The organism is Mesorhizobium sp. B2-3-2 (assembly GCF_006442295.1).
Taxonomy (GTDB): domain Bacteria; phylum Pseudomonadota; class Alphaproteobacteria; order Rhizobiales; family Rhizobiaceae; genus Mesorhizobium.
In genome coordinates, this window is the sequence record NZ_VFWA01000009.1 from 98,294 (window position 1) to 116,436 (window position 18,143).

Annotated in this window: 17 protein-coding genes; 9 read left to right on the top strand and 8 right to left on the bottom strand. The window is 62.1% G+C overall.

The window, feature by feature from the left end; translation table 11 throughout:
• Positions 1 to 63: 63 nt before the first annotated feature.
• The 5 genes from FJ964_RS20505 to FJ964_RS20525 are packed head-to-tail and all read left to right on the top strand — an operon-like array spanning position 64 to position 5,488.
• On the top strand, positions 64 to 1,071 hold the full coding sequence (locus tag FJ964_RS20505; protein WP_140552077.1) for an ABC transporter permease: 1,008 nt from the start codon (positions 64 to 66) through the stop codon (positions 1,069 to 1,071).
• Positions 1,068 to 1,928, top strand: a complete 861-nt coding sequence (locus FJ964_RS20510; protein ID WP_140552078.1) for an ABC transporter permease — start codon at positions 1,068 to 1,070, stop codon at positions 1,926 to 1,928. Before FJ964_RS20505 ends, FJ964_RS20510 begins: the two co-directional genes overlap by 4 nt.
• Positions 1,928 to 2,995 carry an ABC transporter ATP-binding protein gene (locus tag FJ964_RS20515; protein ID WP_140552079.1) on the top strand — a complete coding sequence of 356 codons (1,068 nt, stop codon included), beginning with the start codon at positions 1,928 to 1,930 and terminating at the stop codon, positions 2,993 to 2,995. The genes FJ964_RS20510 and FJ964_RS20515 overlap by 1 nt, the downstream gene beginning before the upstream one ends.
• Positions 2,992 to 3,894, top strand: a complete 903-nt coding sequence (locus FJ964_RS20520; RefSeq protein WP_140552080.1) for an ATP-binding cassette domain-containing protein — start codon at positions 2,992 to 2,994, stop codon at positions 3,892 to 3,894. Before FJ964_RS20515 ends, FJ964_RS20520 begins: the two co-directional genes overlap by 4 nt.
• A 43-nt stretch (positions 3,895 to 3,937) precedes the next feature.
• Positions 3,938 to 5,488 (top strand): alpha-N-arabinofuranosidase, encoded by a 1,551-nt coding sequence (locus tag FJ964_RS20525; protein ID WP_140552081.1) that lies wholly within the window; start codon positions 3,938 to 3,940, stop codon positions 5,486 to 5,488.
• A 24-nt stretch (positions 5,489 to 5,512) separates the two neighbouring features.
• Here FJ964_RS20525 and FJ964_RS20530 read toward each other — a convergent pair whose 3' ends face one another.
• The 6 genes from FJ964_RS20530 to FJ964_RS20555 form a co-directional block, all read right to left on the bottom strand.
• A complete protein-coding gene (locus FJ964_RS20530; RefSeq protein ID WP_140552082.1) occupies positions 5,513 to 6,442 on the bottom strand; it encodes a helix-turn-helix domain-containing protein in 930 nt (309 codons plus the stop codon).
• Positions 6,443 to 6,653: 211 nt separating this feature from the next.
• On the bottom strand, positions 6,654 to 7,247 hold the full coding sequence (locus FJ964_RS20535) for a DJ-1/PfpI family protein (RefSeq protein ID WP_140499290.1): 594 nt from the start codon (positions 7,245 to 7,247) through the stop codon (positions 6,654 to 6,656).
• A 66-nt stretch (positions 7,248 to 7,313) separates the two neighbouring features.
• Positions 7,314 to 8,264, bottom strand: a complete 951-nt coding sequence (locus tag FJ964_RS20540; RefSeq protein WP_140552083.1) for a substrate-binding domain-containing protein — start codon at positions 8,262 to 8,264, stop codon at positions 7,314 to 7,316.
• 57 nt (positions 8,265 to 8,321) lie between these two features.
• Positions 8,322 to 9,293 (bottom strand): ABC transporter permease, encoded by a 972-nt coding sequence (locus FJ964_RS20545; RefSeq protein ID WP_140552180.1) that lies wholly within the window; start codon positions 9,291 to 9,293, stop codon positions 8,322 to 8,324.
• Positions 9,294 to 9,310: 17 nt separating this feature from the next.
• The gene (locus FJ964_RS20550) at positions 9,311 to 10,888 is read right to left on the bottom strand and encodes a sugar ABC transporter ATP-binding protein (RefSeq protein WP_140552084.1); all 1,578 of its coding nucleotides are present in this window, start codon (positions 10,886 to 10,888) and stop codon (positions 9,311 to 9,313) included.
• Between the two features lie 6 nt (positions 10,889 to 10,894).
• On the bottom strand, positions 10,895 to 11,593 hold the full coding sequence (locus FJ964_RS20555; RefSeq protein ID WP_140552085.1) for a GntR family transcriptional regulator: 699 nt from the start codon (positions 11,591 to 11,593) through the stop codon (positions 10,895 to 10,897).
• 209 nt (positions 11,594 to 11,802) lie between these two features.
• Between FJ964_RS20555 and FJ964_RS20560 the strand changes: the two genes are divergently transcribed.
• From FJ964_RS20560 to FJ964_RS20570, 3 genes are read left to right on the top strand one after another with little or no spacing between them, the layout of a single operon-like run.
• Complete coding sequence (locus FJ964_RS20560) at positions 11,803 to 13,026, top strand: iron-containing alcohol dehydrogenase (RefSeq protein WP_140552086.1); 1,224 nt, start codon at positions 11,803 to 11,805, stop codon at positions 13,024 to 13,026.
• Positions 13,027 to 13,040: 14 nt separating this feature from the next.
• Entirely contained in the window at positions 13,041 to 14,528 is a 1,488-nt protein-coding gene (locus FJ964_RS20565) for an NAD-dependent succinate-semialdehyde dehydrogenase (RefSeq protein ID WP_140552087.1), read from the top strand.
• A gap of 11 nt (positions 14,529 to 14,539) precedes the next feature.
• Positions 14,540 to 15,355, top strand: a complete 816-nt coding sequence (locus tag FJ964_RS20570) for an alpha/beta hydrolase (protein WP_140552088.1) — start codon at positions 14,540 to 14,542, stop codon at positions 15,353 to 15,355.
• 206 nt (positions 15,356 to 15,561) lie between these two features.
• Here FJ964_RS20570 and FJ964_RS20575 read toward each other — a convergent pair whose 3' ends face one another.
• Positions 15,562 to 16,629 (bottom strand): ornithine cyclodeaminase, encoded by a 1,068-nt coding sequence (locus FJ964_RS20575; protein ID WP_140552089.1) that lies wholly within the window; start codon positions 16,627 to 16,629, stop codon positions 15,562 to 15,564.
• 3 nt (positions 16,630 to 16,632) lie between these two features.
• Complete coding sequence (rocF, locus tag FJ964_RS20580; RefSeq protein ID WP_140552090.1) at positions 16,633 to 17,553, bottom strand: arginase; 921 nt, start codon at positions 17,551 to 17,553, stop codon at positions 16,633 to 16,635.
• A 128-nt stretch (positions 17,554 to 17,681) separates the two neighbouring features.
• Between rocF and FJ964_RS20585 the strand changes: the two genes are divergently transcribed.
• On the top strand, positions 17,682 to 18,119 hold the full coding sequence (locus FJ964_RS20585; RefSeq protein ID WP_140552091.1) for an Lrp/AsnC family transcriptional regulator: 438 nt from the start codon (positions 17,682 to 17,684) through the stop codon (positions 18,117 to 18,119).
• Positions 18,120 to 18,143 lie beyond the last annotated feature (24 nt).

Sequence of the window (18,143 nt, forward strand, 5' to 3'; positions counted from 1 at the left end):
GGAGGCGCACGCATGGTGCGCCCCCCACCGCAGGGCAAGCCGCCAAACCGACCAGAGCGACCGATGCAAGCCTACGCCATCCATGTTCTCAAGCGTCTCGGGCAATTCATCCTGGTTGTCTACATCGGCATCACGATCACTTTCTTCATCACGCATCTGACCCCAGTCGACCCGGTCGAGCATGCGGTGGCGCAGGTTAGTTCGTTCGGCTTCTCCAGTCCTGAATCGATCGAACTCCTGCGCACCTCCCTGCGCGAGATGTACGGCGTGGGCGACGATCTCGGGCTGCAATATCTCAACTTCCTGAAACGAGTTGCGGTACTGGATTTCGGACCGTCCCTTTCGGCCTTTCCCACTCCTGTCGGCGTGCTGATCGGGCGCGCGCTTCCGTGGACGATCGGCCTGCTCGCGATCTCGACTCTGTTGAGCTGGTTCCTCGGCAACCTGCTGGGCGGCCTCGCCGGCTATTACCGGAAGAACCGGCTGCTCAAGGCGATCGGGGTGATCGCGATGGGGATGCACCCGGTACCCTATTACATCGTTGCCTTCGTCCTGCTCATTGTCTTCACCTTCCTCTTGCCGATCCTGCCCAGTGGCGGCGGATATGAGATGAATCTCACGCCCGGCTTCACGCCCCGCTTCATCGGCAGCGTCTTCATGCACTCAATTCTCCCAGCACTCTCACTGATCCTCGTCGGCATCGGCGGCTGGTTCATGGGCATGCGCGCACTCGTTTCCAACATCGTCACGGACGACTACGTCGTCTATGCGGAACTGGCGGGCGTGCCGCGAGGCCGCATCCTCGCTTCCTACGTGATGCGCAACGCCTTCATGCCCCAGATCACTGGTTTGGCGATCTCTATCGGATCGATCTTCAACGGCGCCATCATCACTGAGCAGGTGTTCGGCTACCCCGGTATCGGGCGGCTGCTGGTCGATGCCGTTCACGCGGCCGACTACTCACTTGTCCTCGGCATCGCCTCGATTTCGATTATCTCGGTGTCGGCCGCCGTTTTCCTGATCGACATCATTTACCCGCTGATCGATCCGCGCGTGCAGGTGAAGGCATGATCCAGACCGTAAGGGATCTGTTCCGCTACAATGGCGAGTTCGCGATCGGCGCCATCATCATGCTGGCGGTGGTGGCGATGTCTCTCGCGTCTTTTTTCTCGCCCTACTCACCAATCGATTCCTACCTCGTCCCAATGGATGTGCCACCATCGGAACCCTATTGGTTCGGCACAAATTCGCGCGGCCAGGATGTCTTCTGGCAGCTCACTTTCGCCCTCCGCAACACGCTGGCCTTTGGCTTTGTGGTGGCTTTCATCAGCCGCGTGCTTTCTCTCATCGTCGGCCTCCTTTCGGGCTATCTCGGCGGCATGGTCGATCGCGTGCTCATGTCGATCAACGATACCTTTATCGTCATCCCGCTCTTTCCGCTTCTTGTCCTGCTCTACTTCGTCCTGCGTGACGAAATGACATGGATCATGCTGGCGCTGGTGATGTCTTGCCTCGGCTGGGCCTATGACGCCCGGCTGATACGCTCCGTGATGATCAGCCTGAAAACCCGCGAGTTCACCAATGCCGCCGTCTTCTCGGGCATGTCGACGCCGCGCATCGTCGCCGAAGAACATCTGCCCTATGTGCTGCCGATCGTATTCTCGACTTTCATGAACAACATGAACTGGTCCATCGGCCTCGAGGTCACGCTGGCCGTGCTCGGCTTCACCGACGTGGACACCCCTACCATCGGCAGCATGATCTTCTGGGCCAACCAGCATAGCGCCATGGTTTCGGGCACATGGTGGTGGTACCTGTTCCCGACCTTCTTCATCACCCTGACATTCATCGGCCTGTTCCTGCTGTCGATCTCGATGAACGAGTATATCGACCCACGCAGCCGGCTGAGCCGGATGGGGAACGGCTGATGTCGGACCGGGGTCTCGCGGATGGCGACGCCAGGGACGCGGTGCTGCGCACCAAGAACCTGCGGGCCTATTACCAAATGAGCTATTTCGGTATCGACCGCGAAGTCCGCGCCGTCGATTCGATCACCATGCATGTCCGCCGCAACGAGATCTATGGGCTGGCGGGCGAGTCCAGTTGCGGCAAGACGACGTTCATCAAGACCATCGCCGCCGCGATCCAGCCGCCTCTCAACGTGATCGGCGGCTCCATCCGCTACAGCTTTCTCGACCGCGACATCTATGCGCTGGCGCCCGAGCAACGCGACGCCATTCGCTGGCGGCATCTGTCATACATCATGCAGGGCTCGATGAGCGTCCTCAATCCTGTTCGCCGGGTCCGGCGGACCTTCGAGGACTTTGCCTTCCGGCATATGGGCCTGCAAAAAGATGCATTCCTGGAGGCGGTGAAAACCCATCTTGCACGCCTCCGCCTATCCCCCGATATCCTCCAGGCCTATCCGCATGAACTTTCGGGCGGCATGCGCCAGCGCGTCTGCATTGCACTGGCGACGGTCTGTCGGCCCGATTTCATCATCGCCGACGAGCCCACCACCGCACTCGATGTCGTCGTCCAGAAGGACGTCCTGACCATGATCCGGGAAACGCAGCGTCAGTTCGGATCTTCGATGATCTTCGTGACGCACGATTTGACCGTGCATGCCAACATCGCCGATCGGCTTGGCATCATGTATGCCGGGCGCCTCGTCGAGGAGGGCCCGACGGCGGCCGTCTTTGCCAATCCGCTGCACCCCTATACCGCACATCTGGTGGCAAGCCTTCCCAGGATCGGCGACGCCACCGCGCGGCCGGCGCTGCCAGGAGCGCCTCCCAACCTGGCCGAGCCGCCGGCCGGATGCCGGTTTCATCCCCGTTGCCCCTTGGCGATGGACATATGCCGGCGCGAGGTTCCCGCCCTGACCCGGCTCGCGCCGGACCACCGCGTTGCCTGCTTTGCAGCCAGCACCGAGGTTCGCCCGGATACGGCCGACACGGAGACTGCCGAAGAGATCGCAGAGGAAGGCGCATGACCGGGACCAGCCTTCTCGAGGTCAGCCACCTCACCAAGTCCTACGCTCGCGGTGGCATCCTTGGGAGGCAGAGCTTCGACGCCGTAAGCGACGTGAGTTTCACGCTGCCAGCCGGGCGACCAGAGGTGTTCGCCATCATCGGCGAGTCGGGAAGCGGCAAGACGACCCTCGCCCGCATGATCCTGAACATGATTACGCCGACGGCCGGCAGCATACGATTCAAGGACAGGGATCTAACGGCGCTACGAAGGCGTTCGGCGCGACTTGCCTTCATGAAGCAGGTCCAGCCCATCTTCCAGAATCCGTTCGAAGCGTTCAATCCGTTGAAGCGCGTGGATCGATATCTGCTGATATCGGCAAAGAACTTCATGGGGGCCAGGTCACGTGCCCGGCGTGAGGAGTCCGCCAACACCGCCCTAGAAAAAGTTGGGCTCTCCCTGGCGGAAATCCGCGGGCGCTTCCCGCACGAATTGTCCGGGGGACAACTTCAGCGCGTCGCGATCGCCCGCGCGCTCGTTTCCGAGCCCTCGCTGATCGTCGCAGACGAACCCGTGTCGATGGTCGATGCGTCGCTGCGCATGTCGATCGTCAACCTGTTCAGGACACTGCGCGACGATCTCGGCGTGTCGATCATCTACATCACGCACGATCTGGCCACCGCCTATCAAATCAGCGACCGGATCATCATCATGCGCAAGGGCGAGATTGTCGAGAGCGGCCCTGCAAAGGAGATCCTCGACCATCCGCAGCACCCATATTCGCAGCTTCTCAAGGACTCCCTTCTGTCGCCGGATCCCTCGGGAACGGGCGTGCTTACCGGTTCCGGCGTGGCCGCGCAGCAGGTACGCGCCGATGCCGGCAATCCCAAACCGGAGGCAGGCGCTGTCCGGATCGAGTGAATTTCGTACGCATTCATCCACCAGGAAACAGAGCGGTAGGACCATGCAAAAGGCACAAGTGCGCTTCGACAGAGACTTCATCATCGGCGAGACGGACAAACGTCTGTTCGGCGCTTTTGTCGAGCATCTCGGGCGATGCGTCTATGGCGGCATCTTCGAGCCCGGCCATCCCACGGCGGACAAGAACGGCTTCCGCCGCGACGTCCTCGAGCTGGTGAAGGAACTGGCACCCACAATCATGCGCTATCCCGGCGGCAATTTTGTCTCGGGATACGATTGGGAAGATGGCGTCGGCCCTGTCGAAAAGCGCCCTCGCAGAATGGATCTCGCCTGGAAATCGATCGAGACCAACCAGTTCGGGACCAATGAATTCATCGACTGGTGCCGGCTTGCCGACATCGAACCGATGCTGGCCGTGAATCTCGGCACGCGCGGGCCGGACGAGGCAAGGCACTATCTCGAATACTGCAATCACCCCTCCGGCACCACGCTTTCCGACCTTCGCCGGTCGCACGGCTGGGACAAGCCGCATGACGTTAAATTCTGGTGCCTCGGCAACGAAATGGACGGTACCTGGCAAATGGGCGCCAAGACCGCCCAGGAATATGGGCGGATTGCAGCCGAAGCGGCGAAGATGATGAAGCTGACGGACCCGTCGATCGAACTTGCCGCCTGCGGTTCGTCGGGACGTAAGATGTCGACCTACGGGGAATGGGAAAGGGTCGTTCTGGAACACACGCTCGATCATGTCGAGTACATCTCGCTCCACACCTATCTCAACAACTATGCCGACGACACGCCCTCCTTCCTCGCCAGCCCCGACCTGATGGACAGTTTCATCGAGGAGGTCGTCGCTATCGCCGATTCCGTGGCGGCACGGCGCAGGTCATCGAAGCGCATCATGCTGAGCTTTGACGAATGGAACGTCTGGTATCGGACGCGGCGCGGCGACGACAACCGCATTCAGACCGGATGGCCGGTCGCGCCGGCCATCCTCGAGGAGAAATACAACATGCAGGACGCACTGGCCTTCGGAGGCGCCTGCATCTCACTGCTCAATCATGCCGACAGGGTCAAGGCTGGATGTCTGGCCCAACTCGTCAACGCTATCGCCCCTATCATGACCGAAACGGGCGGACCAGCTTGGCGCCAGACGATCTTCTGGCCCTTTGCCGACTTCAGCAATCTGGGCCGCGGACGCGTGCTGCGCACATATGTGGATGTGCCGACCTATTCCGCTCGCTACTACGACCCGACGCGGACCGAAGAGCTTTACGACAAGATCGAAGCCGTGCCGTTTCTCAAGCTTTCCGTGGTTCACTCCGAGGCTGACCGCACGGTGACGCTGTTCATGCTTAACCGCAACCTTTCCGATGGCATCGACGTGAGCATCGAGGCAACCGGCTTCGGCACGTTGACGAAGCGCCTGGCCCATGAACTGCGACACAACGATCTCCTCGCCCTCAACACGAAGGAGAGGTCGGACGAGGTCAAACCGACTGAATTCAGTTCCATCGAAGCGACGAAAGATCGAATTAGCATCAAGCTTGAGCCGGCGTCCTGGACCGTCGTGCGGTTCGACACATCGAAATGACGGAATAGGTCGGGAAGACGAGCCTTACCGGGCAAGGTGAAGGCGCATGACGATGTCCTGGTCGTAATTGCCGAAGCCACGGCCAAAGATGTTCACGCCGCCGGGATGTCGGGCATTGTCGTCGATGCCGATCCTCATCCTTATTGAGTGATGCTCCGCAAGGCCGATATCGGCTACGGTCACGCCGGAGATCGAGATGCCGTCAATGAAGGAGCCGGATTTGTTGATACGCCAGGTCTTGAGCTTGCCGTATTGCGAGCCTTCGAGCTTCCACCAGTTCGGCGTATAGACGCCGCGCTTGTCACCGAAATCGCCGGGCGAAGTCCATGTGCCGATGCGGTGGTCGTTCACCCAGAGCGTGATGTCGGAGGGCCAATCGAGATTGGTCCCCGGCACCTCGGATGAGAGCTCCATCGAGAATTCCAAGGCCTCGACACGTGAGTTCACAAGTTTGGCGTTGTTGGGAAACTTGTATTCGACAAAACCACGCCCAAACCAGACAAGGGCAGCCTGGACGCGTCCTGGATCGAGGAAGAAGTCCGGTACATCGAGCAGACCGATCACTCCTTCGGTCGAACAAAGACCACACGGAGCGTTGACCTCGCAGCCCGTGAACAGTCCGAGGGGCATCGCAACCTCGATCTGATTGTCCTTGCGGCGCTCTTCTCCTGAATCGAAGCGGAGGATGATCTCGTCGTATTTGGGTGCGCAGATCTTCTGGTGACCTTTCTTGGCCTTGATCGGGTAGGTATCGACCAGGCCGGCCTCTTCCAGCATCTGAATATTCGTGGCGACGGTGGATTGAGGGAGTCCGAGCTCCTTGCTGATCTCGTTCACATTCAACTTTCCCGACTTGTGGAGAAGCTGGAGAATGCGCATGCGGACCGGGGATGCCAGTCCTTTGAGGACCGGGACACCGTTATCCGGCGTCACGTTCAGGAAACTGCGTCTCATGCAAACTGCTCATATGCGCTATATATCAGAAAGTCTGATCGCAAGCATACATGAGCGGGCGCTCAAAGCGCTATAGCGTGTTTTGGCCTGTCCGCCGCATCTGGCGCGCCCGGCGACGACGGTCGATATCATCGTCCGCATCGGCGAAGCACGCGGCATGACTGGTGGAGACCGACACGCCAGCGCGCCGGCCTCCGCCTTGGTTCGTGGCTCAGTTGTGGCGGATTTCCGTGCCGAGCACCTTCAGGCACTCACGGATGAAGGCGGCCAGCGCCGTCCATCCCTTGGCCGACACCATCGTACCATCGACATAGGCTTCCGTCGGCGAGAGGTCGATATAGGTTCCGCCCGCGAGAGTGACTTCCGGCTCGCAAGCGCCCAGCGCACCGACCTTCTTGCCGCGCACGACACCGTCGACCGCGATCAGGATCTGCACGCCATGGCAGATCGTGAAGATCGGCTTCTTGGTCTCGTGAAAGTGTCGAACGATCGTCTGCACACGCTTGTCGGTGCGGATGTATTCCGGTCCGCGTCCGCCCGCGCAGTAGACCGCGTGGTACTGGTCGAGTTGCTTTTCCGCATCCGAGAACGTCTTGTTGATCAGCGCGTAGTGCCCGAGCTTTTCGGTGTAGGTCTGGTCGCCCTCGAAATCGTGCAGCGAGGTCTTGATCAGGTCGCCCGCATTCTTGTCGGGGCAGACGACGTGGACCGTGTGACCGACGGCTTCCATCGCTTGCTGGTAAACAAAAATCTCGTATTCCTCGGTGAACTCACCGGTCAGCATCAGTATCTTCTTGCCTGGCATAGCTCTTCCTCTCTGTTGTTGGCAGGCAAGGCGCGTCACGCGCCTTGCCTCGTTCGGATTGCGGCCTCAGAACGGGGAGTCGGGGAAGTAATATTCCTTGGCGTTGGCCTGGGTTATGAGCGGCGCATCAAGTTTGACGGCACCGCGAACCGGAGCCTGGCCGATCAAGTTGGCCACGGTCATGTAGATCGCGGTCTTGATCATCGCCGGCGGATACGGCGTTTCGACCGGTGTCATCGCATCCCCGTCTATCACCTTCTTCACGATGTCCTTCATGCCGTTGCCGCCGAGCGCCAGCTTGATGTCGGTTCGGCCGGACTGCTTGACGGCCTCGAGCACACCGAGAAGCATGTCGTCGTCATTGGCCCAGACCGCATCGATGTGCGGGTGCTTGGCCAGGTAATCCTGCATGAGCTTGAAGGCCTCGTCGCTGTTCCAGTGGGCATACTGCATGTCGAGCACCTTCAGGCCGGTGCCCTTGATGGTGTCCTCGAAGCCCTTGATGCGCTCGTCGTCGATGACAGTGGGAATGCCGCGCAGCACGACGACGTCACCTTTGCCGTCCAGTTTGTCGATCATGAATTTTGCCGTATTGGTGCCAACCGCGATGTTGTCGCCGGCAAGATACAGGTCCTGGACGGAAGGATCGGTCAATCCCCTGTCGACGACGGTGATGAACGTGCCCATGTCCTTGATGGCCTTCACCGGCTGGGTCAATTCCTCCGAGGTGTAGGGCAGGATCACCAGCGCATCCAGCTTGCGGCTGGCCGACAGATCCTCAAGCGCGCTTACCTGGTCGGCCGCCGAGGGCGACGTCTTCACGACCACTTCCACATCCGGGAAGGCCGCGTTGATTTCCTTTGCGGCGGCCTGCGCGTGATAGACGATGCCGGCCGTCCAGCCATGATCCGCCGCCGGGATCGACACCGCGACCACCTTCTTGTCGGCTGCAAGCGCCTGGCCGGCCACCATCAGTGCGCCGGCTGCCGCGACGGCAACCCATTTTCTGCTCAACATAAATACCTCCCAGAGATATGGACCACACAACAGGCGCCCGTCCGGTCCGACGACGGGCTATTTCGAAAACCTTTGCACGAGCATGGCGATGATGATGATGACGCCCTGCACCGCGGCGACGAGGTATTCGGAAACGAAATCCGACAGCACCATCAGGTTGGCGATCAGCTCCAGGATCACCGCACCGGCGATGGTGCCCCAGATGCGGCCCTTGCCGCCGCGCAGCGCCGTTCCGCCAATGACGACGGCCGTTATCACCTGCAGCTCCCACAGCTGTCCGGTGGTCGGGGTGGCGGCTCCGAGACGAGGCACGTAACAGATGGCGGCGACCGCCACGCATGCGCCCTGGATCACATAGGCAATGGTGCGCGTCTTGACGACGGAGATGCCCGAATAGCGGGCGACGTCCTCATTGGCGCCCACCGCCGCGCATTTGCGGCCATATTTGGTCTTGTAAAGGACAAATGCGCCGACCACCGCAACGAGCGCCGACAGCAGGATCGGCACCGGAATGCCCGCGACGGTGCCGAAATAGACCGGCCGGTACGCGTCCCGCAGCGAGCGATCGATCGGGATCGTGCCGCCATCGGTCATGTAGGTGATCAGTGCGCGGAAGATACCCATCGTCCCGAGCGTGGCAATGAACGGCTCGATCCTTCCGACCGTGACGATGAGACCGTTCGCGAGGCCGCATAGAAGCCCCGCGACGACCGCTATCACCATGCCTGCCGGAATGGCCCAAAGACCGAGGCTGGGGGCCATCATGTTCATGAACATGATCGTGACGCCGGCGATGAAGGCGACCATCGAGCCGACCGAAAGGTCGAGCCCGCCCGATGAGATCACGAATGTGGCGCCGACGGCTATGATGGCGACATAAGCGCTGCGCGTGATCACGTTGCCCAGGTTTGTCGCGGAAAGAAAATCCGGATTGATGAGGAATCCCGCCACCAGCAGTGCGAACAGTGCAAGGAAAGGGCCGGCATCCGTCCACGAGAAATGGTGCTGCCTGCCACTTCGGGCAGACATGGAATGGGTAAGCGCCGTCACTGTCTTCCTCCTTGGGCCGCGCCATGGCCTTTGTCGCTGGTCGCCAGCAGCGCGATGTTGCTTTCGATCATCGTATCGCCCGAGACCTCGCCGCTGATCCTGCCTTCGCGCATGACCAGGATGCGGTCGCAGATGCCGACAAGTTCCTGCATCTCCGAGGAGATGACGATGCAGGCTTTGCCTTGGCCCACGAGTTCCTGGATGAAGGCGTAGATCTGCGCCTTGTTGGCGATGTCGATCCCGCGCGTCGGCTCATCGATGATCACGACCGAAGGATTGGTCAGAAGCACCTTGGCCAGCAGAAGTTTCTGCTGGTTTCCGCCCGAAAGCTGTCCCGCCCTGGCGTTCGGGCTCTTCACCCGGATGTCGTAGCTGGAGACGGCCCGGGCGAGCGCCTCGGATTCGCGACCGCGCAGAACCAGCAGTCCCGGATGCAGAAGGCCAAGCGACGAGAGGGTCAGGTTCGGCGCCAGCCGCTCCTGCAAAAGCAGGCCCTTGCCCTTGCGATCTTCCGTCAGATAGCCGATGCCCGCCTCTATGGCCTCGCGCTGCGAGCGTATCTGTATCGGCGACCCGTTGAGCTCGATCGTCGCCGTCGCCGGCCTGAGCCCCACAATGCCTTCGAACAACTCGGTTCGCCCCGCCCCGATCATGCCGGCGAAGCCGAGAATCTCGCCTTTGTGGACGGTAAAGGACACGTCCCGTGCATAACCTGGAACAGTCGCGTTTCGGACGGTCAGCATGGGCCGGCTCGTCCGGACCTCGCGCTTGTGAGGGTAGAGCGCGGCGAGTTCGCGCCCGACCATAAGCCGCGCCATGTCGGCCTGGCTCAATGCATGGCCGGGATAGGTGCCAATCATCTTGCCGTCGCGCAGGACCGTGACCTTGTCCGCCAGCCGCTGCACCTCGTCGAGTCGATGGCTGATGTAGAGAACGGCGATACCGCGCGCCCTGAGCCCGAATATGATGGCGAGCAAACGCTCGACCTCCTCGCCGGTCAGCACCGCCGTCGGCTCGTCGAAGATGACGACCCGGTGGTCGTCGAGCAACGCGCGGGCGATCTGCACCAGCTGGCGATCCGCCAGCGAGATGTCGCGGACGAGCGCGGTCGGCGACACCTCGCACCCGATCTCGGCCAGTTTCGCGGCCGCGATGCGGCGCATGGCGCCATCATCGACGATCCCGCGCCTGGAGAGCTCGCGGCCGAGAAAAAGATTGTCGGTCACCGTAAGCGCTTCGGCCAGGAGGATTTCCTGATGCACCAGCGCGATGCCGGCCGCCTGCGCCTGGTGCGGCGTCTTGAAACTCACGCGGTCACCGGCCATGGACAAGCCGCCGGCTGTCGGTTCGATGTAACCGGAAAGCAAGCGCATGAACGTCGACTTGCCGGCGCCATTCTCGCCGATGACGGCATGGATTTCGCCAGGGAAAATATCCAGCGTGATGTCCGACAACACGGTCACGGGGCCGTATTGTTTGCAAAGGCCTTCCGCGCGCAGCACCGGGGCCACAGCCGGTTGGGGCTCCGGCGGCAAGGTGGTGACGCTTCCGTCGATGCGATTGGCAACGGACATCGCGGCCTACTCGAATGCAGGCAGGAGCCTGTCCCGCGAATTCTCTATGTGCACGCGCATCGCCTTTTCGGCGGCAACGGGATCGCCGGCGGCGAAAGCGGCAAGTATGGCCTCGTGCTCGTCGAGTGCCTCCTCGGTGACCCGCGAGTGATACATCAGCCGGAAGATGTGGAAGTGGGTGTGCTGGTGGTTCAGCGTCTCGCGGATGAGCTCGTTCTGCGCGAACTCCATGACCTTGTCGTGGAAGATGGCATCCTGGCGGGCGAAGTTCGAATAACGCAGGCGTTCGTCCTTGCCCACCCGCCTGGCCATCACGCCAGCCGCCTCCTGCAAAATCATCAGCCGGGCTTCATCCAGCGCAGCGGCTGCCTTGGCGGCGGCTGCGGGTTCAAGCAGCAGGCGCAGTTCATAGAGCTCGTCGAAACGGCGCCGTGTGATCTGGGGGGCGGCCCGGTACCCGATCAGATGGGTTTTCACCACCAGGCCCTCGCCTTCCAGCCGCCCAAGAGCTTCGCGGATGGGCGTATGCGAGACGTTGAACTCCTTGACCAAGTTGTCGACGGTGATCCGCGAGCCCGGAGCTATCTTCAGCGACATCAACTGCTGGAAGATCGCCTCGTAGACATCGCCCGACAGGCTGTTGGCGCGCTGGATGCGGCCCGTCAACCGGGCGTCGTTGTCGGCGGTAAGGTCTGGATTCTGCATGTTTTGCCTCTTGACAGGAGCGACCTCTAACACGATGCTTTGCTCAATTCAATCCTATATCCTATACGATTTTATAGAGGATATTTCGTGAGGCAGGAAAACTCGACGACGGCTCTGGCCCGTGCCTTGCCCGAACCACGCCACGCACGCTGGGCAAGCGATGATCTCCGATCCCCCGCTCGCCAATCCATATTCGAAGGACACAGTTCATGACGCTATTTGCAGCAGCCCGGTTGCCGCGTGAGATTCTTTTCGGCAAAGGCCAGCGCCACGCGCTGCCTGATGTTGCCGCCAAATATGGCCGGCGCGCATTCATCTGCACGGATGAGCGTTTCGCCGGAACGCCAATGTTCGCGCAAATCAGCGCGGCACTGAGAGCAGGCTCGATCGAAACGCTCGTCTACGATCGCATCCTCCCGGATGTCCCCCGTGACAGCGTTGCCGTCTGCGCCGCCCATGCGAAGGACTTCAAGCCGGACATGGTGATCGGGATCGGTGGCGGCAGTTGCCTGGACATGGCCAAAAGCGCCGCGCTGCTGATCAGTCACGGCGGGCGGCTTCAGGACTACTACGGGGAATTCAAGGTGCCCGGCCCTACGCTCCCGGTAATCGCGGTGCCGACCACCGCCGGCACCGGCTCGGAAGTGACGCCGGTGGCGGTGATCTCCGATCCGGAGCGAACCCTGAAGGTCGGCATTTCCAGTCCCCATCTCATTGCCGCGGTCGCGCTCTGCGATCCGGAACTCACCGCGACATGCCCGCCCTCCCTCACGGCGATTGCCGGAGCCGACGCGCTCACCCACGCGATCGAAGCTTTCACGTCCGCCAAACGCGGTACCGATCCGCAATTGCCGCAGCGGCATGTCTTTGTCGGCAAGAGCGCCCTGACCGATCATTTCGCGCTGCTGGCCATTCAGCTCCTGGGCCGCAGTCTCGAAAAAGCCTACCGGGACGGCTCGGACGAAGACGCACGCGCCGATGTCATGATGGGGGCGCTGGCGGCCGGCTGCGCTTTCGGCACGGCCGGAACGGCGGCTGCCCACGCCGTGCAATATCCCGTCGGTGCGCTTACCCACACGCCGCACGGATTGGGCGTGGCGACGATGCTTCCCTACGTGATGAGCTACAACCTGCCCGCCGCGACCAACGAAATCGCGGCGGTCGGCGCCGCTCTGGGGGTGACGGAGACAAAGAGCGCCGAGGCGACCGCGCGCGCCACCATCGATGAAGTGGCCCGGCTGTTCGGGGCGATCGGCATCACCCGCACGCTGGCCGATCTGGGTCTTCCACACGACAAGATCGACTGGACCGCCGAGCAGGCGCTCGGCATCGATCGGCTGATCAAGAACAACCCTCGTCCTTTCGACATCGCCGGGATGCGGCGGCTGGTGAGCGCCGCCTATGACGGCGACATGGCCGCAAGCTCAGTCTGACCAGAGGTGATGAGATGAACGTACCCCAAGGGCAACTCAACGAAGATCCGGACATGTTCGACTACACCACATTCTCGCACGGCCTCTACATCGACGGACACTGGCGACAGGCGTCCGACGGCCGCCTCATTGAGGTGATCGATCCCTCCACGGAAGCTGTGATTGCGGCTGTCCCGGACGCAACGATTGCCGATGCCGCCGCTGCCGTCGAGGCAGCCGCGAAGGCGGCTGCGGGCTGGCGCGCAACCGCGCCGCGCAAGCGTTCGGAAATCCTGCGGCGTTGTTTCGAATTGATGGTCGAGCGGTCCGATACGCTGGCGGCGCTGATCTCGCTGGAGAACGGCAAGGCGCTGCGCGACGCACGCGGCGAGGTCGCCTACGCGGCTGAATTCTTCCGCTGGAATGCCGAGGAAGCAGTCCGCATCAGCGGCGAGTTCGGCATGGCGCCGTCAGGCGCCAACCGGATCGTCGTCGATTATCATCCGATCGGCATCTGCGTGCTCATAACGCCCTGGAATTTCCCCGCCGCCATGGCCACACGCAAGATCGCGCCGGCGCTGGCCGCCGGCTGCACCGTCATCCTGAAGCCCGCCAGCGAGACGCCCTTGACCGCCTACGCGCTCGCCGCGCTGTACGAGGAGGCGGGCGTGCCCCCCGGCGTCGTCAACGTGCTCACCACCTCGAACCCCGGACCGGTGACCGCCGCCATGCTCGCCGACCCGCGCGTCCGCAAGCTATCCTTCACCGGTTCGACCGGCGTGGGTCGCGTTCTGCTGGCCGAAGCGGCCAAGCACGTCATCTCATGCTCGATGGAACTCGGCGGCAACGCCCCGTTCATCGTCTTCGATGACGCCGATCTGGACGCGGCCCTCGACGGCGCCATGGTCGCCAAGATGCGAAACGCCGGCGAGGCCTGCACGGCAGCCAACCGCATCTACGCACAGGCCGGCATCCACGACGCGTTTGCCGAAGGTCTGCGCGAACGCATGGCCGCGCTCAAGCTCGGTTCAGGCACCGACCCGGACACCGAATGCGGTCCGATGATTACCAGGAAGGCCGTCGACAAGATCGATCGGTTGGTCAAGGACGCGGTCGCCCGCGGCGCCAGGATCCTGTGCGGCGGCGTGGTCGCCGACGACAAGGGCTATTTCTATCCGCCGACCGTCCTTCGGGACGTGCCCGCCAATGCCGAAATGGCCCAAGAGGAGATATTCGGTCCGGTGGCCCCGATCAGCCGCTTCGAGAACGAGGACGAAGTCATCGCGCGCGCCAACGACACCGAATACGGTCTTGCCGCCTATATCTATACGCGGGATCTCGCCAGGGGCATGCACGTGGCGTCGAAAATCGAAACGGGTATGGTCGCGCTCAATCGCGGCCTGATGTCGGATCCGGCGGCACCTTTCGGCGGCGTCAAGCAGAGCGGCCTTGGCCGCGAAGGCGGACAGAAGCACGGCATTGCCGAGTTCATGGAGGCGAAGTACATCGCCGTGACCATGTGAACGGGCAGCCAATGCAGGATGATCCTTTCCGCATCCGCGACCACGTCGCCGAGTTCGACGATATCGTCGCCGAGATCGTTCGTCGCAGCGCGGAGGTGCGCGCGACAATACCGATGGTTGCCGATGTCGCCTATGGAGCGCATGCCACCGAGACCATCGACCTGTTCTTTCCGGAGGGCAAACGCGACCGCTTGCCGGTCCATATGTTCATCCATGGCGGCTACTGGCGCATGTTCTCCAAGCGCGACTATTCCTATGTCGCCGAGACGGTGACGCGCGCCGGCGCGATCGCGGTCATCGTCGATTATGCCCTGATGCCGGCAGTGAGGATGGCCACGATCGTCGACCAGGTGCGCCGCGCCAAAGGCTGGGTGCTCGACCATATCGGCAATCGCGGCGGCGATACCGAGCGCCTGACCGTGAGCGGACATTCAGCCGGCGCCCAGCTTGCGACGATGCTTTTCAATGACGGCGGCCGGACATCGACAATCAAAGGTGCGTTGCTGCTTGGCGGGCTCTACGACTTGAAGCCGCTTCAGACCTCCTTCCTTGCCGCCGAGATCGCGATAACCGACGAGGACGCAGCCAGGTTCTCGCCGCTCACCCGCCGTTTCGATCCGTCAGTGTCGGTCGAGATCGCTGTCGGAGCCGATGAGACGCCGCCATTCCACAGCCAGGCCGAGGCGTTTGCGCGGCATCTGAAGGAGCAGGGACTACAGGTCTCGCAGACCACCCTTCCTGCAACCAATCACATGAGCAGCGTTCGCGACCTCGGCTTGGCCGGCACCGAGGCGGCAACCCTGCTGACAAACCTGGTTTCCGGCTGAGGCCATTGGCGTTCCGTCAAAAGCTGTCACTTTAGCCAGGGACATCCAGCCGCCACACTGTGCGAGCCTGTGGTCTTGGCCCCCTGCAGATCATGCCCCTCGGGCGGGGCATTTTGTTGTCGTGGGCTTGCTCGATCCTGAAACCGGTTGTTTGGCGCCGCAGATATTGCGAGGTGGGCATCCGGCAGCAAGCTCTCTGCGAAAACTCAGCCGGATATGGCCCTCACCTCTGCGGCCTTGTCGGCGCGCAGCAGCATGCCGAAGAGGTCGCGTGGTTCGTCCGGGTCCGCCAGCAGATCGAGCTCCTCGTAGAGGCCGGTGCGCTGAAGCTGGTCGCGGACGTAGCGCAGCGCGGAAAAGTCCTCGATCGCAAAGCCGACGGAATCGAACAAGGTTATCTGGCTGGCATCCCGGCGGCCAGCGGCCTTGCCGGTCATCACTTGCCACAACTCTGTCACGGGATGGTCCGGCTCGAGTTGCTGGACTTCACCTTCGATGCGCGATTGCGGCGGGTATTCGACGAAGATGTCGGAGCGCAGCAGTATGTCGCGATGCAGCTCCGTCTTGCCGGGGCAATCGCCGCCGACGGCATTTATGTGCACACCCGATCCGACCATGTTGTCCGTCAGGATGGTCGCGGAGCGTTTGTCGGCGGTGACCGTCGTGATGATGTGGGCCCCTTCCACCGCCTCCTGCGCCGAAGCGCAGATCGCGATGTCGAAACCGAACCCGGCAAGGTTTTTCGCGCATTTCAAGGATGCCGATCGATCGATGTCGTAGAGGCGAAGCCTGTCGATGCCGAGCAGGGCCTTGAAGGCGATGGCCTGGAATTCCGACTGGGCGCCATTGCCGATGATTGCCATGCAGTCCGCCGCATCGGGGGCGAGGTATTTGGCCGCGACGGCCGACGTCGCCGCCGTGCGCAATGCGGTCAGGATGGTCATTTCCGAAAGCAGCATCGGATAGCCATTGCCGACATCGGCCATCACGCCGAACGCCGTCACGGTCTGGCGCCCGTCGCGCGTGTTTTTTGGATGACCGTTGACGTATTTGAAGCCGTAGAGCTGTCCGTCGCTCGTCGGCATCAGTTCGATGACGCCGTCGATGCTGTGCGAGGCGATGCGCGGGGTCTTGTCGAACAATTCCCAGCGTCGGAAATCCTCTTCGATGTAGGCGGCGAGATCGATGAGAAAACGATCGATGCCGACGGCAAGGACCAGCTTCATCATGTGATCGACGCTGACGAAGGGCACGATATTCAGATTGGGGGTCACAGCTCAATAACTCCGTGTGGGACGGTCCATGATCCGCCGGCCCATCAGGCTCGCGGTCAGGTCCACCAGAAGGGTCGCGGTGCGGTTGCGTTCGTCGAGTGCGGGATTGAGCTCGACCAGGTCGAGGCTGGTGACGAGACGGCTGTCATGCAACATCTCCATCACCAGATGAGCCTCGCGGAAGGTAGCGCCGCCGGGCACGGTAGTGCCCACGGCCGGCGCGATGGACGGGTCGAGAAAATCGACATCGAGGCTGACATGCAGCATGCCGTTTTCAGCGCTGACCCGCTCGAGAAAGGCGCGAAGCAGCGGGGCCATGCCATATTCGTCGATCGTGCGCATATCGTGCACGGTGACGCCCGCCTTGCGAAGCGCTTCGCGCTCCGCCGGATCGACGCTGCGGATGCCCAGTGTGCAGATACGGGCCGGATCCACGCAAGCCGCCAGGCTGGGGAAGTAGCCCTCGAAGCCTGGTTGCCCGCTGGCATAAGCCAACGGCACGCCATGCAAATTGCCGCTGGTCGTGGTGTCGAGCGTGTGAAAATCAGGATGCGCGTCGAGCCACAGCACGAACAGCGGGCGGCCGGCTTCCGCCGCCCGGCGGGCGATGCCGGCCAGCGTGCCGGCGGAAATGCTGTGATCGCCACCAAGGAAGATCGGCATGGCGCCGGCGCTGGCGGCATAGGCCGCCTCGGTGATCGCCGCCGTCCATGCGACGATTTCCGGCAGCGCCTTCAAGGCGGCATTGCCGTGGCTGATCGGGCGCAGGTCGGCAGAGGCGACGGTTCCAAGATCGGCCAGCGTATGCCCGAGTTCCGTGAGCGCGGCCGCCAGGCCTGCGGTACGGAGCGCGCTGGGGCCCATCTCGCAACCCATCCGGCCCGAGCCGACCTGGATCGGTGCCCCGACGATCGTGCAATGCATTCCTATGTCCCCGCGCGCGTTTTCGATCCCCTATTGGAGCGCGGATAGCTGGCAGGATGAACATATCAAATTGGCATATTTGTCGAAATGGCCTATCAAAATGGAATGATTTGATTGCATTCTGAGCCATGGATCAGCTTGACGAACAGCTCATCACGCTTTTGCGGCATGACGCGCGGCGCAGCATCTCGGACCTTGCCATGGACGTCGGCGTCTCGCGGGCAACGGTCAGGTCCCGCATGGAGCGTCTTGAAAAAGCCGGCGCGATCATCGGGTATACCGTCATCCTGCGAGCCGATGCCGTCGACCAGCGAGTACGCGGCATCATGATGGTGGAAATCGAAGGGCATGCCGCCGATCGTGTGATCCGCGCCCTTGGCGGCTTCTCGGAGGTTTCGACGATCCATACCACCAACGGCCGCTGGGACCTGGTGATAGAACTGGGGACACAGACACTGACCGAATTCGACGCCGTGCTGCGGCGCATCCGCCTGATCCCCGGCATTACCGGCAGCGAGACCAGCCTGTTGTTGGCGACACCCCGGAGCACCAAGGCGCGGCTTTGATCGCTGTCTGTGAATAGGTTGGCT

Excerpts from the sequence above, each read along its gene's own strand:
- FJ964_RS20510 (WP_140552078.1), top strand. The coding sequence starts at position 1,068 with ATGATCCAGACCGTAAGGGATCTGTTCCGCTACAATGGCGAGTTCGCG.
- FJ964_RS20560 (WP_140552086.1), top strand. The coding sequence starts at position 11,803 with ATGACGCTATTTGCAGCAGCCCGGTTGCCGCGTGAGATTCTTTTCGGC.
- FJ964_RS20565 (WP_140552087.1), top strand. The coding sequence starts at position 13,041 with ATGAACGTACCCCAAGGGCAACTCAACGAAGATCCGGACATGTTCGAC.
- FJ964_RS20530 (WP_140552082.1), bottom strand. The coding sequence starts at position 6,442 with ATGAGACGCAGTTTCCTGAACGTGACGCCGGATAACGGTGTCCCGGTC.
- FJ964_RS20505 (WP_140552077.1), top strand. The coding sequence starts at position 64 with ATGCAAGCCTACGCCATCCATGTTCTCAAGCGTCTCGGGCAATTCATC.
- rocF (WP_140552090.1), bottom strand. The coding sequence starts at position 17,553 with ATGCATTGCACGATCGTCGGGGCACCGATCCAGGTCGGCTCGGGCCGG.
- FJ964_RS20520 (WP_140552080.1), top strand. The coding sequence starts at position 2,992 with ATGACCGGGACCAGCCTTCTCGAGGTCAGCCACCTCACCAAGTCCTAC.
- FJ964_RS20545 (WP_140552180.1), bottom strand. The coding sequence starts at position 9,293 with ATGTCTGCCCGAAGTGGCAGGCAGCACCATTTCTCGTGGACGGATGCC.
- FJ964_RS20570 (WP_140552088.1), top strand. The coding sequence starts at position 14,540 with ATGCAGGATGATCCTTTCCGCATCCGCGACCACGTCGCCGAGTTCGAC.
- FJ964_RS20515 (WP_140552079.1), top strand. The coding sequence starts at position 1,928 with ATGTCGGACCGGGGTCTCGCGGATGGCGACGCCAGGGACGCGGTGCTG.
- FJ964_RS20585 (WP_140552091.1), top strand. The coding sequence starts at position 17,682 with ATGGATCAGCTTGACGAACAGCTCATCACGCTTTTGCGGCATGACGCG.
- FJ964_RS20525 (WP_140552081.1), top strand. The coding sequence starts at position 3,938 with ATGCAAAAGGCACAAGTGCGCTTCGACAGAGACTTCATCATCGGCGAG.
- FJ964_RS20535 (WP_140499290.1), bottom strand. The coding sequence starts at position 7,247 with ATGCCAGGCAAGAAGATACTGATGCTGACCGGTGAGTTCACCGAGGAA.
- FJ964_RS20550 (WP_140552084.1), bottom strand. The coding sequence starts at position 10,888 with ATGTCCGTTGCCAATCGCATCGACGGAAGCGTCACCACCTTGCCGCCG.
- FJ964_RS20555 (WP_140552085.1), bottom strand. The coding sequence starts at position 11,593 with ATGCAGAATCCAGACCTTACCGCCGACAACGACGCCCGGTTGACGGGC.
- FJ964_RS20540 (WP_140552083.1), bottom strand. The coding sequence starts at position 8,264 with ATGTTGAGCAGAAAATGGGTTGCCGTCGCGGCAGCCGGCGCACTGATG.